The 16,338-nt window shown below is 30.5% G+C and carries 11 protein-coding genes; 4 read left to right on the top strand and 7 right to left on the bottom strand.

The features are described from left to right. Positions 1 to 15 precede the first annotated feature (15 nt). Complete coding sequence (locus tag HGB55_RS02570; protein ID WP_211047329.1) at positions 16 to 1,698, bottom strand: ABC transporter ATP-binding protein; 1,683 nt, start codon at positions 1,696 to 1,698, stop codon at positions 16 to 18. A gap of 159 nt (positions 1,699 to 1,857) precedes the next feature. Here HGB55_RS02570 and HGB55_RS02565 point away from each other — a divergent pair, with 159 nt between their 5' ends. Continuing rightward, positions 1,858 to 5,325, top strand: a complete 3,468-nt coding sequence (locus HGB55_RS02565; protein ID WP_168814366.1) for a M4 family metallopeptidase — start codon at positions 1,858 to 1,860, stop codon at positions 5,323 to 5,325. A gap of 80 nt (positions 5,326 to 5,405) precedes the next feature. After that, positions 5,406 to 7,271, top strand: a complete 1,866-nt coding sequence (locus tag HGB55_RS02560) for an ABC-F family ATP-binding cassette domain-containing protein (protein ID WP_168814364.1) — start codon at positions 5,406 to 5,408, stop codon at positions 7,269 to 7,271. A gap of 302 nt (positions 7,272 to 7,573) precedes the next feature. Here the strand turns inward: HGB55_RS02560 and HGB55_RS02555 are convergent, their stop codons facing one another. Next, on the bottom strand, positions 7,574 to 8,290 hold the full coding sequence (locus HGB55_RS02555; protein ID WP_168814362.1) for a 3'-5' exonuclease: 717 nt from the start codon (positions 8,288 to 8,290) through the stop codon (positions 7,574 to 7,576). 199 nt (positions 8,291 to 8,489) lie between these two features. Between HGB55_RS02555 and HGB55_RS02550 the strand changes: the two genes are divergently transcribed. Next, positions 8,490 to 9,188: a response regulator transcription factor gene (locus HGB55_RS02550; protein WP_168814360.1), complete on the top strand. Its 699-nt coding sequence runs from the start codon at positions 8,490 to 8,492 to the stop codon at positions 9,186 to 9,188. Then, positions 9,178 to 10,227: a cell wall metabolism sensor histidine kinase WalK gene (locus tag HGB55_RS02545; RefSeq protein WP_168814358.1), complete on the top strand. Its 1,050-nt coding sequence runs from the start codon at positions 9,178 to 9,180 to the stop codon at positions 10,225 to 10,227. Before HGB55_RS02550 ends, HGB55_RS02545 begins: the two co-directional genes overlap by 11 nt. Here the strand turns inward: HGB55_RS02545 and HGB55_RS02540 are convergent. From HGB55_RS02540 to rnpA, 5 genes are all read right to left on the bottom strand, one after another. Further along, complete coding sequence (locus HGB55_RS02540; RefSeq protein WP_211047328.1) at positions 10,195 to 11,169, bottom strand: glycosyltransferase; 975 nt, start codon at positions 11,167 to 11,169, stop codon at positions 10,195 to 10,197. The genes HGB55_RS02545 and HGB55_RS02540 overlap by 33 nt on opposite strands. A gap of 72 nt (positions 11,170 to 11,241) precedes the next feature. Continuing rightward, on the bottom strand, positions 11,242 to 12,513 hold the full coding sequence (gene purD, locus HGB55_RS02535; RefSeq protein WP_168814356.1) for a phosphoribosylamine--glycine ligase: 1,272 nt from the start codon (positions 12,511 to 12,513) through the stop codon (positions 11,242 to 11,244). Positions 12,514 to 12,551: 38 nt separating this feature from the next. Beyond that, a complete protein-coding gene (locus HGB55_RS02530; RefSeq protein WP_168814354.1) occupies positions 12,552 to 14,240 on the bottom strand; it encodes a hypothetical protein in 1,689 nt (562 codons plus the stop codon). Between the two features lie 55 nt (positions 14,241 to 14,295). Continuing rightward, positions 14,296 to 15,933, bottom strand: coding sequence for a S41 family peptidase (locus HGB55_RS02525; protein ID WP_168814352.1), 1,638 nt, complete (start codon positions 15,931 to 15,933; stop codon positions 14,296 to 14,298). After that, positions 15,917 to 16,306, bottom strand: a complete 390-nt coding sequence (gene rnpA, locus HGB55_RS02520) for a ribonuclease P protein component (RefSeq protein WP_168814350.1) — start codon at positions 16,304 to 16,306, stop codon at positions 15,917 to 15,919. Before rnpA ends, HGB55_RS02525 begins: the two co-directional genes overlap by 17 nt. Between the last annotated feature and the right edge of the window lie 32 nt (positions 16,307 to 16,338).

Genomic DNA, 16,338 nt, shown 5'->3' with positions numbered 1-16,338 from the left:
TACAATATATTGCTGTTAAATTCCTTTAGGAATAGCATCAATTAATTTTTTAGAATAGCTTGATTTTGGATTTTTGTAAACCTCATCAGCATCACCAATTTCTTCAATTTTACCATTATTCATTACCATAAGTTGATCAGACATATATTTTACAACAGACAAATCGTGCGAAATAAAAATATACGTAAAACCAAAATCCTGTTTTAACTCGTTCAACAAATTTAAAACTTGAGCTTGAACCGAAACGTCTAATGCCGAAACAGATTCGTCACAAATAATTAATTTAGGCTTTAAAGCTATGGTACGCGCAATACCAATTCGTTGACGTTGCCCGCCTGAAAATTCGTGTGGATAGCGGTAAAAATATTCTTCATTTAAGCCAACACGTTGTAAAATTTCTAAAACATATTGCTTTCGTTCTTCTTTAGAATTTAAAATTCCGTGTACTTTCATTGGTTCCATAATGGCTTTACCAACAGGAATTCTAGGATTTAAAGAAGAAAATGGATCTTGAAAAATTATTTGAACTTCTTTTCTGAAATCTTTTAATTCTTTATTTGAAAGATTTGTTACGTCTTTTTGTTTATAAAACAGCTCTCCTTTAGTAGCTTTTTCTAAATGTAAAATTGTACGGCCTAACGTGGTTTTTCCACAACCCGATTCGCCAACCAAACCCAATGTTTCACCTTCAAACAGTTGAAACGAAACATTATCTACTGCTTTTACCAGCTGTTCTTTTTCAAAAAACCAATTGCTTTCTTTACCAAAATATGTAGCTAAATTTTTTACTTCCAACAAAGGTTCTTTTGCGTATATTTTTGAATGAAAATTGTTTCTTTCCTCCTCAGTATAAACTTCATTATTAATAGTTTGCTCCATAAAATTCTGTACAGTTGGCAGCTTTTTTAATCTGAAATTTAAATTGGGCTTTGAATTTATAAGTGCTTTTGTGTAATTATGTTGTGGATTTTTAAATAACTCTGTTGAAGTACCTTGCTCAACAATTTCTCCTTGTTTCATTACTAAAACTCTATCTGCAATTTCAGAAACCAAAGCCAAATCGTGAGTAATAAAAATGATGCTCATATTTGTTTCTTGCTGCAATTCTTTCAATAATAAAATAATTTCTTTTTGAACGGTAACATCTAAAGCAGTTGTAGGCTCATCAGCAATTAAAATTTGAGGTTTGCAAGCTATAGCCATCGCTATCATAACACGTTGTTTTTGTCCGCCCGAAATTTGATGTGGGTAATGATTAAAAATAGTTTCGGCTCTAGGCAACTTTACTTTTTTAAACAATTCAATTACCTCTTTTTTTGCTTCTTTTTTTGATATTTTTTTATGCTGAAGTAAAATTTCTAATACTTGATAACCACATGTTAAACTGGGATTTAAAGAACTCATTGGTTCTTGAAAAATCATAGAAATTTGATTGCCTCTAATTTTTTTAAATTGCTTGCCTGTAACTTTGGTTAATAAAATATCTTTAAAAATAATTTCTCCTTCAACCAAAGTACTTTTAGGCAAAAGTCCTAAAATAGCCAATGATGAAACTGACTTTCCACTACCCGATTCACCAACAATTCCTAAAATCTCATTTTCATTAACAATATAAGAAACCCCTTTAACAACTTTATTGTAATTATCGTCAGTTTTAAAAGAAACTGAAAGGTCTTTTACATTAAGAATTATACTCATATATCAAAAGTAATTAATTTAATTAAACTGTATGATTTTTTAAACAAACGGTATGTTTTTTTATATAAACGGTATGTTTTTATAGTTTTTTAACATTTTTTTAATATCTTCGACACATATTTAATGTTTTTATAACCAAAACCCCAAAATTAAATTCATATGAAAAAAAACTACTCCAAAAAAAGTTTTGCTGTTTTTTTTGTTGTTTTTTCCTTATTTATAGGGCAAATCAACGCGCAAAAAAAAGAACCAAAACTCAATGCCAAACCTAATTCTTTAAAGAAAAAAATAGATAAGGTTTACAAAACCAATCAAAAAGATCTTTTATTTAAAGAACAATTAAATCTTAAAAGTGAAGATAATATAGTTTTCACTAAAAGTAAAAAAGATAAACTAGGTTTTACTCACGAAAAACACCAACAATTTTACAACAATGTAAAAGTTGATTTTGCTACCCCAATTGTTCACAGTAAAAATGGAGAAATAAAATCTATTTCCGGTGAATTTTATCAAATTGAAAATTTAAACACCAAACCAAGTCTTTCAGAAGCAACTGCATTTCAAAAAGCAATTTCTCACATTGGTGCTTCATCTTATTTATGGCAAGAAACCAAAAACGCTAAACTTATAAAATATGATAAACCAAAAGGCGAATTGGTAATTTTACCAGGTTACATTATTGATAAAAAAGAAAATAAGTTAGCTTATAAATTCGATATTTATGCAACAAAACCAATAAGTAGAGGATTTGTTTATGTTGATGCTCAAAATGGTGAAATTTTATTTTATAATGCCATTATCAAACATGCTGATAATTTATTAGGAATAGATTTTGAAGAATACTACTCTAAAGTAACCAAAGCTAAAAGTGCCGATAAATTATTAACTGCGGGAAATGCTGCCACAAGATATAGCGGCACAAAAACCATTGAAACATCTTCAAGCAGTGGTAGTTATATTTTAAGTGATATTACCCGAGGCAATGGTATTAAAACTTATGATATGAATGAAGGTACCAATTATAGCTCTGCTGTTGATTTTAGTGATAATGATAATAATTGGACTGCAGCAGAATGGGATAACACTGCCAAAGACAATGGCGCATTAGACGCACATTGGGGTGCGGAAATGACTTATGATTATTGGCAAGATAAACACGGAAGAAACAGTTTTGATGATGCCGGTGCAACTATTAATAGTTATGTGCATTATGATACTGCTTATGACAATGCTTTTTGGGATGGATCAAGAATGACTTACGGTGATGGTAGCTCTGACGGAACTGTTGGTGATGGTTATTTTGATATTTTAACATCATTAGATGTAGCTGCACATGAAATTGGTCATGCAGTATGTACAAATACTGCAGATTTAGCTTATCAAAAAGAATCCGGAGCTATGAATGAAGCCTTTTCTGATATTTGGGCTGCTTGTGTAGAAGCTTACGCTGCTCCTGAAAAAGATATATGGTTAATTGGTGAAGATATTGAAAGAAGAACAACAAGTGTTGCTCTAAGATCTATGAGCAACCCTAAAGATGAAGGGCAGCCAGATACCTATGGAGGTACTAATTGGGTTGATGTAAATTGTACTCCTAGCTCTAGTAACGATTATTGTGGTGTACATACCAATTCAGGAGTGTTAAATCATTGGTTTTATATTTTATCGGAAGGAAAATCTGGAACTAATGATATTGGAAGTTCTTACAATGTAACCGGTATTGGAATTGACAAAGCTGCACAAATTGCATTTAGATTAGAAAGCCTTTATTTATCAGCAAATTCAACTTATGCTGAAGCAAGAACATCTGGTATTCAATCTGCAGAAGATTTATACGGCGCAGATTCAGCAGAAGTTATTGCCACTACCAATGCTTTTTACGCTGTGGGTGTTGGTAAAGAATATGGAGATACTTCTATAGAGTATTGTACTTCTGCAGGAAATAGTGTAAGTGACGAATATATTGGTCGTGTACAGCTAGGAACTATTGATAATAGTACAGGAGCATCAAGCGGTTATACAGATTATACCTCTATTTCTACAGATTTAGTAAAAGGTGATACCTATACTATTACTATTACACCAACTTGGACCGGTACAGTTTACAGTGAAGGTTATAGTGTTTGGATAGATTATAATAAAGATGGTGATTTTGATGATTCAGAAGAACAAGTGTGGACAAATGCAGCTTCAAAAACAACACCTGTTAGTGGAACTTTTACAGTACCAACCAGTGCTATAACAGGAAGCACAACAATGAGGGTATCTATGAAATACAACGCAATTCCAACAGCTTGCGAATCTTTTTCTTATGGTGAAGTTGAAGATTATACCGTTGTTTTAGGTACGGGTGCTCCTGATACAGAAGCGCCTACTGCTCCTACTTTAACATCAAGCAATATTACACAGACTACAGTTGATTTATCTTGGAGTGGTGCTACAGATAATGTAGGTGTTACGGGATATGATGTTTATCAAGGAACTACTTTATTAACTTCTATTACAGGTACATCATACCAGGTTACAAATTTATCTGCAGATACATCTTATAGCTTTACAGTTAAAGCAAAAGATGAAGCCGGAAATATTTCTGAAAGCAGCAATACGGTTTCTGTAACAACATTAGCTCCAGATACTCAAGCTCCAACAGCACCAACTTTAACAGCAAGTAATACAACAAATACTACAGTTGATCTATCATGGAGTGGTGCTACAGATAATGTGGCTGTTACCAGCTACGATGTCTATCAGGGAACCAGTTTATTAACCTCAGTTACAACAACTACATATCAAGTTACAGGTTTAACAGCTGCAACTACTTATAGCTTCACAATTAAAGCTAAAGATGATGCAGGAAATGTATCTAATACCAGTAATGCTGTGAGTGTAACAACATTAAATAACCAAATTACTTATTGTGATTCTAAAGGAAATAATTCTTCTTATGAATGGATTGATTATGTTTCTTTTGGAGGGATGACAAATACTACAGGTAATGATGGTGGTTATGCTGATTATACATCTAGTGTTGCAACTGTAGCAAAAGGAACTACCAATGAAATTATAATAAGTGCAGGTTTTAGAAGCTCTTCTTACACAGAATATTGGGCTGTATGGATTGACTTTAACCAAGATGGAACATTTGCCGATGCCGAAAAAATGGTTACAGGATCTTCATCAAGTTCAGGAAATTTATCAGCAGATATTACAATTCCTTCAGATGCAGTAAGCGGACAAACCAGAATGCGTGTTTCAATGAAATATAATTCTTCTCAAACTGCTTGCGAAACATTTACTTACGGAGAAGTTGAAGATTATACTGTAAATATTAGCAGTACAACTGTTAATTATAATTCGTCTTTAGCTTTTATTCCTTCTGAAGATTTAGGTTTTGAAATAGGTTCCGACTTAAATGTATATCCTAACCCAACAACCGAAACTATTCAAATTAAGTTCAACAAAAAAGAAAATTTGAGCTACAAAATTTCTAACAGGCTTGGACAGGTTGTAAAAACAGGAAAAGGGAATAAAGAAAGCATTAATATTTCAAATTTAAAGCCTGATGTTTATTTCTTAGAAGTTAATGACGGACAAAAATCTATAATAACCAAAATAGTTAAAGAATAATAAACAACTTAATTTTACTTTAAAACCCGAGACTTAATTCTCGGTTTTTTTTATGTAGTTTTGTCAAAAATTTAAGTTGAATGAATTACGTATCGGTAGAAAATATCTCAAAATCTTATGGTGAAGTTGAACTTTTTAGCAATATTTCATTCGGAATAAATAAAGATCAAAAAATTGCATTTATTGCTAAAAATGGTGCAGGAAAAACCTCAATGCTAAATATTATTGCGGGTGTGAGTAGTCCGGATACAGGACAGGTAATTTGTAGAAAAGGGCTGAAAATTGAATATTTGTCTCAAGTAGATGTATTAGATAGTACCCTAACTGTTGAAGAAACTATTTTTAATTCAGACAATGCTACTTTAAAAATTATTGAAGAATACGAGCACGCATTGAAAGATCCTTCAGATGAAAAAGCATATCAAGCAGCTTTTGAAAAAATGGAACGATTAAACGCTTGGGATTTTGAAACGCAATACAAACAAATTCTTTTTAAATTAAAACTCGATAACCTTGACCAAAAAGTAAGCAACCTTTCAGGTGGACAACGTAAACGATTAGCTTTGGCTATTATTTTAATTCATAAACCTGATTTATTGATTTTGGATGAACCAACCAATCATTTGGACTTAGAAATGATTGAATGGCTCGAAAATTACTTTAAAAAAGAAAAAATAACCTTGTTTATGGTAACACACGACCGTTATTTTTTAGAACGGGTTTGTGATGAAATAGTAGAGTTAGATAACGGTGGTTTTTATACTTACAAAGGAAATTACTCTAACTATTTACAAAAAAAAGAAGAACGCATAGAGCAAGAGCAAGCTAGTATTGACAAGGCTAAAAACTTATTTAAAAAAGAATTGGAATGGATGCGTAGGCAACCTAAAGCCCGAACCACCAAGTCCAAATCTAGAATTGACGACTTTTTTGTAATTAAAGAAGAAGCCCATAAGCGCAGAAACAACCATGTTGTACAATTAGAAATTGATATGGAACGTATGGGTTCTAAAATTTTAGAACTGCATCATATTTCAAAATCGTTTGGCGATTTACAAATCTTAAATAAGTTTGAATACGTTTTTAAACGTGGTGAACGTATAGGAATTATAGGTAAAAACGGAACAGGAAAATCGTCTTTTTTAAATATTATCACTCAAAAAATACCTGTTGATTCCGGTAAAGTTGTTGTAGGAGAAACTATAAAATTTGGGTATTACACACAAAATGGTATTATAATAAAACCGGGACAAAAAGTAATTGAAGTTATTAAAGAATTTGGAGAATATATTCCTCTTACAAAAGGGCGTAAAATTTCTGCAGCACAGCTATTGGAACGCTTTCTATTCAGTAGGAAAAGACAATACGATTTTGTTGAAAAATTAAGCGGTGGCGAACAAAAACGCTTGTATTTATGTGCTGTTTTAATTCAAAACCCTAACTTTTTAATTTTAGATGAACCAACGAACGATTTGGATATTGTAACCCTAAACGTGTTGGAAAATTTTTTATTGGACTTTCCCGGTTGTTTACTTGTTGTTTCTCACGACAGGTATTTTATGGACAAAATTGTTGATCATTTATTTGTTTTTAGAGGTGATGGTGTTATTGAAGATTTTCCGGGGAATTATTCCGATTATAGAGTGTATGAGGATTCTAAACCTATGGAAGAAGATACAGAACCCAAAAAAATAGATTCAACAGAAAAAAAAGTAAGTAAAGTCAAACTGTCTTATAATGAAAAAAAAGAATTCGATTCTATTGAAAATGAAATTGAAAAGCTAGAAAATCAAAAAATAGAAATTGAAAATTTATTTACTACAGGTAATTTAACTGGAGAAGAAATTAATGAACTCTCTATTAAATTACAGGAAATTAAAACCTCTATTGAAACCAAGGAAGATCGTTGGCTAGAGCTCTCTGCTAAATTGGAAGATGAAGTTTAATTTTTAAATTATAAATAGATTCCTGCCTTCGCAGTAATGACAGTTCTTTAATTAATTGTTACATTAAAAAAGTTATACTTCTCAAATTTATACAATGTAAGAACAATAGCTTTTTCGCTATTAATAATTAGTGGTCTCTTTAAGAGATTCCTGCCTACGCAGGAATGACAGCTGTTTAAGTTAGATAGAATACACATAAAATAAAATTCTTTAAATTCATATTTTTTCAGAAATAATCAGTTAAAAAAATCTATTTAATGTCATTCCTGCGAAGGCAGGAATCTTTTATACTAAACACTTTTTTAAATATGAATAATATTCAATTCCTCTAGTAATGGTAAATTGTTAAATCGTAAAAGTAATTGAGCAACTGCAATAGTATCTTTTTCACAATACGTAACAATTCTGTCCATATTCTTTTCCTTATAATACACTTCACTCACTTGAGCTCCGCTAATATCATCTTTTGGTGAAGGAATCCCTAAAATAGATGTTAATAATTTTAATGAAGTAAAATGCTTGTAATCACCAAATTTCCATAACTCCATAGTATCTAGATGAGGTATTTCCCATGGCTTTTTACCAAATAAATTCAATTTTACAGGTAATTGAATTTGATGAATTATCATTCTTCTGGCTATATAAGGAAAATCAAATTCTTTACCATTATGAGCACACAAAACATGTGCTGGTTTATTAAAATGATTATTCAATAAATCTTTAAAATCTTCTAAAATTTTTACTTCATCACCAAAAAAAGATGTAACACGAAACATTCGGGAGCTCGAATTAAAATTGGTAAAATAACCTACAGATATACACACTATTTTACCAAACTCAGCCCAAATTCCAGCACGTTCATAAAATTCTTCAGGAGATAATTCATCTTTACGCTGATATTGTGTTTTCAACGCAAATAATTCTTGTTTTTCTTCATTTAAATCAGAAAAAAACTCAACTTCAGGAACCGTTTCAATGTCCAAAAAAAGGATGTTTTCAAAATTGATTTTAGTATTCATAACTTTTTTTATTTAAATGTACTAAAAAAAAGACTTTTTAAATTATTTTAGTTATTTTAATAGCGTTTGCGCTAAATTAATTCAATGTAATTTTAACATTAGCTTAATGTTATAAATTTGATTAGTTTACTACTTATAATTTGGTAATCACAATTTATGTTTACTTTTGAATGATTTTATTGTTAAAATAGCATTAAATATGAAAAATTCTGATATAAAAATTCTGTTGGTTGATGATGAACCGGATATTTTAGAAATTGTTGGTTACAATTTAAAAACTGAAGGATACAAAATATTTACAGCAAAAAACGGTATTGAAGCCCTTAAAATTGCAAAAAAAACAATACCGCATTTGATAATTTTAGACATTATGATGCCAGAAATGGATGGCATTGAGGCATGTGAAAAAATTAGAGCTACCAAAGGCTTAGAAAATGTACTTATAACATTTTTTACCGCTCGAGGAGAAGATTATTCTCAAGTTGCTGGCTTTGATGTTGGCGCCGATGATTATATTACAAAACCAATAAAGCCAAAAGTTTTAGTAAGCAAAATTAAAGCTCTTTTACGTAGAGTTAATATAGATGAAGTTGATACCTCATCTGATAAAGTTAATGTTGGTGAAATTATTATTGACAGAGAAGAATATGTAATTATTAAAGATGGAGAAAAACTTTCTTTACCAAGAAAAGAATTTGAACTATTTTCACTTTTAGCGTCTAAACCAGGAAAAGTATTTAAACGCGATGATATTTTAGATAAAGTTTGGGGAAATGAAGTTGTGGTTGGAGGTAGAACTATTGATGTTCATATTAGAAAACTTAGAGAAAAAATAGGAGACGATAATTTTAAAACAGTAAAAGGAGTTGGTTATAAATTTGTTATAGATGAAGATTAAAAAAACGTACTCTTTTGCATTTTGGTCATCCTCTTATATTACATTTTTCTCTTCATTAACTTTATATTTATTATCATACATAATATTTGGCATTTGGTTAAAAATTGAATATATATTACTTTATATAATTGTTGTATACGCTTTTGTTTTTTTTATAATTCAATACCGTTTAGAAAAATTTATTTATCAGCGTATTAAAAAAATATACGACAGTGTAGCTATTTTAGATTCTACAGATTTACAAAATACATCTATCACGTCCGACATAGACACTCTTTCCAGAGAAGTACGAAAATTTGCAATAAACAAACAACAACAAATTAGAAAATTAACTTTAAGAGAAGGCTACAGAAGAGAATTTTTAGGAAACATTTCACACGAGTTAAAAACACCATTATTTACCGTACAAGGCTATTTATTAACTTTAGCAGGCGGTGCTATTGATGATAAAAAAATTAGTCATAAATATTTAAAAAGAGCTAATAAAGGCGTTGATCGTTTAATTGCAATTGTAAAAGATTTAGATTTAATTTCTAAACTGGAATCTGCCGATTTAAATCTTAATAAAAAACAATTCAACATTATAGAGTTAATTCAAAATGTTTATGAATTACTCGAGATGAAGGCTAAAAAAAGAAAAATTTCTTTGCTTTTTAATAAATATTATGATTATCCTATAATGGTTATTGGAGATGTTGAGCAAATAGAACGCGTACTAACCAATTTGATTGTAAATTCAATAAAATACGGTAGGTTTGGAGGTACAACCATGACAACTGTTGAGACTTTTGATAAAGATAAAGTAGTTATTAGAGTAGCAGACAATGGTGAAGGTATTAAAGAAGAGCACCAAAAAAGACTTTTTGAACGTTTTTACAGAGTAGACCAAAGTAGGTCGAGAGAACAGGGAGGCTCAGGCTTAGGGCTTTCTATTGTAAAACATATTGTTGAAGCTCATGGAGATCAAATTTTTGTTAAAAGTGAGTACAAAAAAGGTTCAGAGTTTTCATTTACTCTTGAAAAGGTTGAAAAGATCTAAATCTAACTTCATTTGATGCGATTTAAATCCATTAAAATTTTCAACTTTCTTTAAATTTTCTAACGTAAACTTATGTTGCTTTGCATAAGGCGCTATCCTTTTATCATTTAAAATTTCAGCTAAATACTCTTGTTCATATTGCCCTGGAGTTGGAATAAAAAATGCTTTTTTCCCCAACACGGCCAAATCCATTATTGTAGAATAGCCTGAACGAGCAATAATTAATTTGCTCTCATTTAAAGCCATCTCTAAATCATTTCCATTTAAATAATTAACCACATTAAAATTTTCAGGTGCAGAAATCTCAGTTTCATCAGACAAAATGCCTCTAACAAATAAAACAGGTTCTTTAACATCTTTTAATTTGTTCAACAAAATATTTTCCAACAAAGTTCTCTGTGGTTCCGGTCCCGATAAAAACACCATTAAATTGTATTTTTTAACCGTTTTTCTTCGTTTAAACCTACTTAACACTCCAATATATTCAGGCATCAAATTACGTTTTAAAAGATGCCCTAATTCACCTGAAAGACTTTCCTTACCTTCCATATCAGGAACCCAACATTGATTGTATTTTTTAATGATTTTTTGATGAATTTTAGACGTTAAATATGTGCTTTTACCTGATAACACATTTAATTGATGAGTTATGTAAACCGATGGTACTTTTTTACTAAAAACACCAAATCTATTGTCAGAAATTATTCCGGCAACGTTTTCATTTAAAATGATTTTATGTACAATTTTTTTTTCTTTTTTTACTGCTGAAATTATGGAAGGAAAATGTAAAAACAGCTTGAATTTTAAATTTTTACCGCTTTTTGTATACTTGATGTTATATGATGGAAGCGTATAAAATTTTAATGAAGGAAACTCTTTTTGAAGCAATAACAACGCATTTCCATCACTTGCTAAAATAGGTTCAAAACCTGCTTTTAGCAAAGCATTAATTATAGGTATGCAGCGCGTTGCATGTCCTAATCCCCAATTTAATGGGGCTACAAGAATTTTTTTTTAAAGGTCAAAACCAATATCTTTTCTAAAGTTCATTTTATCAAAACTAATTTTTTTAATGTTTTGATAAGACTGTTTTAAAGCTTCTTTAAAGTCGCTTCCATAAGAAGTGATAGCAATAACTCTACCTCCATTTGTTACAACCTTATTGTTTTTAGTTGCTGTTCCGGCATGAAAAGCAATTGAATTTTCAACCAAATTTAAGCCTGTAATTTCTTTTCCTTTTTCATAAGCATCAGGATATCCGCCAGAAACCAACATAACAGTACAGGCACTTTCGTTTTTAAATTCAATAGTTTTTGTACCCAATTCTTTTTTTCCGGCTGCAATTAATAATTCAAGAAAATCGCTTTTTACTCTCGGAATTACAACTTCGGTCTCAGGATCTCCCATTCGGCAATTGTATTCAATTACTTTTGGTTCGTTTTCAACTTTTATCAATCCAAAAAAGATAAAACCAACATAAGGGATATCATCTTTTTGTAAACCATCAATGGTTGGCTTGATAACTTGCTCTTCAACTTTAGCCATAAACTCGTTATTGGCAAACGGAACTGGAGAAACTGCTCCCATACCTCCTGTATTTAGACCTTTATCGCCTTCTCCAATACGTTTATAATCTTTTGCATTTGGTAAGTTAACATAGCTTTTTCCATCAGTTAAAACAAAGCAACTTAACTCTATACCATCTAAAAATTCTTCAATAACAACTTTACTGCTTGCAGCTCCAAACTTTTCGTTTGCCAACATTTCAGTTAGTTCGTTTTTTGCCTCTTGTAAATCGCTTAAAATTAAAACACCTTTACCTGCTGCCAAGCCATCGGCTTTTAAAACGTATGGTGGAGTTAAAGTTTCTAAAAATGTATAACCCTCTTTTAAATTAGCTTTTGTAAAACTTTTGTAAGCGGCTGTTGGTATATTGTGACGAAACATAAATTCTTTAGCAAATTCTTTACTTCCTTCTAATTGAGCAGCATATTTTTGTGGTCCAATTACCGCAATATTTTTTAATTCATCATCTTTTAAAAAGAAATCGTGAACGCCTTTTACCAAAGGATCTTCCGGCCCAACTATAACCAACTCAATATTATTTTCTAATACTATTTTTTTTAATGAATTAAAATCGGTTGGATTGATATCAATATTAGTTCCTACTTGTAAAGTACCTGCATTGCCCGGTGCAATAAATAGCTTATTTAATAATTTGCTTTGCGCTATTTTCCATGCTATTGCATGTTCTCTTCCTCCAGATCCTAAAATTAATACGTTCATCAGTTTAAAATATTTTATGTTTTTTGAGTTTATAGTTTCTAAAAAATTTGTTCTAATATTTTTTGAGTTATAACATACGTTGGCAATACTCCGGTAGTTCCTAAACCTCCTGAAGCTAATGTACTTCCTGATTCTAATGGATTATCTGAAGCGTAATAGGCATATCGAACCTTAACTTTTCTAGAAATGTTTCCTCTTATTTTTGAAGCCGCTTGTATTGCTTTTTGGTAATGAGCACCTTCCATTTCCAATCCTGTTACTTTCCAGGTAGAATCGTAAAAGAATTTTAAAATATCTTTATTTTGAAGCGATGTTCCTAAAACTGTTACCATAGAACCAGAGTAAACATCAACACCACAACCTTCAAACATTTTCTTTTTTAATTGATTTTTAAACGGATAATTATCGGCTGTACCCTCAAAAATATGTGATGATGGAATCATAATATCTCCTTTACCACCTTCTAAAATTCCTGCTTTCCCCATTATAGAAACCGACTCTACATTTAAATGATAGCGTTTTCCGTTCTCACAAATATAAGGTTTTAGTAATTCGTCCATAGTTTCGTAAGCCTGCTCACCAAATGCATAATCCATTACAATTATAACCGGTTTTTCTACATCTTCACTAATATTATTAAGTTGGTATTGAGTTTTACTAAAATCTATTTTCTCGGTATCAATAACCTGTACATTTATATTGGTTCCTGAAGTGTCTTTTAAATAGATTAAACCATTTTCAGATGCAAATTCTTTTACCTGTTTCCGTAAATCTTCATTTTCATCATTACTTAACAGTTCAAATAAAGAAATTATATTGTCATCTTCTACTAAATCAGGCAAAACAACAGGAGCATAAATAGAGTTCATTACACTGTGCATATTGGCGCTTATAATATGTATTGGTCTATCTAATAAATTATTATCTTGTAATACTTTTTTAATATTATTTGCCCAAATTTCACCGTAAATGTGGTGACCTATGCGTTCTCTTAAAACCGGGCTAAATGAAATAGCTCTTTTTAAATTATTTACTTTTTCGTTAATAGCTAAATGCCCTAACCAAAATATAATCTGGAAAAACCTGTCCGGATTATTTTTTTCTCCAAGTATTAAGTGCACTTCTTGAACCTCTTCAAAAGTTCTTCCTAAAACGCTCGCTAAGTGTGCCAACATTATATCTCTATCGTCTTTAGAAAGCTTTTTATTATGCAATACTATATCTTCCAGTCTTTTCCACTCCCTAACAGTATCTCTTTCTTCATCAATAAGAACTCTATCTGCTATTTTATGAGATTCAATAAATAAAAAAGTCAAATGCGTTAAAATATCATAGATCTCAGATCGTCCTCTGGTAACTTCAATATTCATTTGATCTTTGTCAATTCTAAAACAATTTCTTCTTCTTTTTGGAGGAACAATTGGTTTAAAATGAGAATTTGAATACCCTTCATCGGCTGTTAAATTTATAAATCTACACTCTTCAATTCCAACAGGCAGCCTTTCAATAACATAAATTAACCCATTTAATTCTACTTTTTCTTCGGCTATTGAGCCATAAATTTCCGGGCGAAGTAACAATAATGATTGACGTAAAGCATCACCTGAAATTCCCATAGGTTTATAAAAACCACGGCTAAATAAGTGGCGCATAGAAATATACAAACGTTCTATTGCATTTGATGATTCTTGCGCTCTGGTTCTTCCTTTTATTCTTGATTGTTGCATAGTAGTATTTTGGAATGCAAAGATACAACATCTATACTTGTTGTATTTTTAATGGTTAGTTTAATATTTTGTTATACTCTTTTGTATTATTTAAAATTGAAACCGCTTGTAAAATGATTGGATCAAAAGCAGCTTTTTGTTGATAAACTCCTTCAATATAAAAATACCTTTTTACAATTTCTTCGGTTAATTTTTCTAAAATTTCTTCTTTATTTTTATCTAGTTCCTTTAGTTTTTCAGTTTGAATTGCCTTTAACAAATCATCATAACTTTTATGTAAGCTTCCGTCCAATTTTTCTTCTGAAGCTATATTTTTAGCTTTTTTAAACTCATTTTCTGTTTTAGTTTCAAAATCTGCATTGTTTTGATTCAAATAATTTTTCAACTTAACATATTCTCCTTCATCTAAATTGAATTTTGAAGGCTCTGAAATAGATTTATGAGTATAAAAGTAATTGGTAGCATAGTTAAAAAATGCATCCGATTCGAATAAAGCTTTAGTAGTTTCGGTAGTTTTGGCTTTATTAATTTCTATGTCGGGACGAATACCACCGCCTCCATAAACCGTTCTTCCTTTTTCGGTTTTATACGTTTCAATTTCGTAATCTGAAAACTTTGGAACATTTCCTTTTTCATCTCTATTGGCATAATCCAATTCTTGAATGCATCTGCCACTTGGAGTATAATATTTTGAAATGGTCAATTTCATTTGAGTACCGTACGAAAGCTCTCTGTAGCGTTGTACCAATCCTTTTCCGAAAGATCTTTCACCTATAACTACAGCTCTATCGTAATCTTGTAAAGAACCGGCTAAAATTTCGGAAGCTGATGCCGAATGGTTATCCACCAAAATTGAAATTGGTATTTCTAAATCTAAAGGCTCATTTCTTGTTTTAAAAGTATCGCTCAATTTTTGAACTTTTCCTTTTGTAGTTACTACAACTTTATCTTTTGGTATAAAAAAATTGGTAATATCTACCGCTTCATTTAACAAACCTCCCGGATTATTTCTTACATCAATTACCAGTTTTTTCATGCCTTGCTCTTTCAAATCTAAAAATGCTTTTTTTACTTCAGAAGCAGCTTTATCATTAAATTTTACAAAAGAAATATAGCCTACTTCAGCATCGAGCATTGTATAATAAGGAACTGGATTTATATCTATTTTTTTCCTGATAATTTCTATGTCAAATGTTTTATTTTGTCTTTCTATTTGAAGGTTTACTTTGGTGTTTGGCAATCCGTTTAATAACGCTGCTACACCTTTTTCATCAAAATCTTTCACAAAAACATCGTTAATTTTTAAAATTTTATCTCCCGATTTTATTCCTGCTTCTTCTGCAGGAGAATTTTTTAAAATTTCTCTAATAATTAGTTCGTGATTTTTAAACTGAGATAAAGCTCCAATACCTCCATACTCTCCTGTAGAAGCAATTCTGGCATCTTCTATTCCCTGTTCATCATAATAGCGAGTATATGGGTCTAAATTTTCGAGCATGTGATTTATAGCATTATTGGTGAGTTTTGCAGGATTTACCTCATCTATATAATACATATTCAGTTCTTTAAATAGTGTTGTATAAATATCTATTTGCTTAGCAACTTCAAAAAAATCAGATTGAAAACCTGCTGATACGATAACAGAAATAAGTAAAAATATACTTAGTATCCGTTTTTTAATTTTTAGTTTCATCTTCTTTAATTTTGCTTAAAAATTTTTCGTTTAGTTTTTTGAAAGACAATTCCAAATCGGCATATTCTATTTCATCCTTAGCCATATATATAAACATAAATATGTATTGTTTATGTATATTTTCTGAAAATAAATATTTATTCTTTCTGTAAACTTCACGTAATACTCTTTTAATTCTATTTCGGTTTACCGCTAATTTTATAGAACGTTTCGGTACTGAAAATCCAACTTTTATTGGAAATTCAGCATCGTATGTACTTTGTAAATAAATTAATTGAATTGGGAATGATTTAATTCTACTTCCTTCAGCAAACAACTGTTCAATTAGTTTTTTACTTTTTAATTTCTCTTCTTTTCCTAACGTATATCTCATTAACACAAATGTAAGGAATAAAAGATTTTAAT

This window comes from Lutibacter sp. B1 (assembly GCF_012524075.1).
Classification (GTDB): domain Bacteria; phylum Bacteroidota; class Bacteroidia; order Flavobacteriales; family Flavobacteriaceae; genus Lutibacter.
This window is presented reverse-complemented; position numbering and strand designations above follow the sequence as displayed.

What these genes read in the sequence shown, in the direction of transcription:
- HGB55_RS02570 (WP_211047329.1), bottom strand. Translation starts at nt 1,698, where the DNA reads ATGAGTATAATTCTTAATGTAAAAGACCTTTCAGTTTCTTTTAAAACT.
- HGB55_RS02565 (WP_168814366.1), top strand. Translation starts at nt 1,858, where the DNA reads ATGAAAAAAAACTACTCCAAAAAAAGTTTTGCTGTTTTTTTTGTTGTT.
- HGB55_RS02560 (WP_168814364.1), top strand. Translation starts at nt 5,406, where the DNA reads ATGAATTACGTATCGGTAGAAAATATCTCAAAATCTTATGGTGAAGTT.
- HGB55_RS02555 (WP_168814362.1), bottom strand. Translation starts at nt 8,290, where the DNA reads ATGAATACTAAAATCAATTTTGAAAACATCCTTTTTTTGGACATTGAA.
- HGB55_RS02550 (WP_168814360.1), top strand. Translation starts at nt 8,490, where the DNA reads ATGAAAAATTCTGATATAAAAATTCTGTTGGTTGATGATGAACCGGAT.
- HGB55_RS02545 (WP_168814358.1), top strand. Translation starts at nt 9,178, where the DNA reads ATGAAGATTAAAAAAACGTACTCTTTTGCATTTTGGTCATCCTCTTAT.
- purD (WP_168814356.1), bottom strand. Translation starts at nt 12,513, where the DNA reads ATGAACGTATTAATTTTAGGATCTGGAGGAAGAGAACATGCAATAGCA.
- HGB55_RS02530 (WP_168814354.1), bottom strand. Translation starts at nt 14,240, where the DNA reads ATGCAACAATCAAGAATAAAAGGAAGAACCAGAGCGCAAGAATCATCA.
- HGB55_RS02525 (WP_168814352.1), bottom strand. Translation starts at nt 15,933, where the DNA reads ATGAAACTAAAAATTAAAAAACGGATACTAAGTATATTTTTACTTATT.
- rnpA (WP_168814350.1), bottom strand. Translation starts at nt 16,306, where the DNA reads ATGAGATATACGTTAGGAAAAGAAGAGAAATTAAAAAGTAAAAAACTA.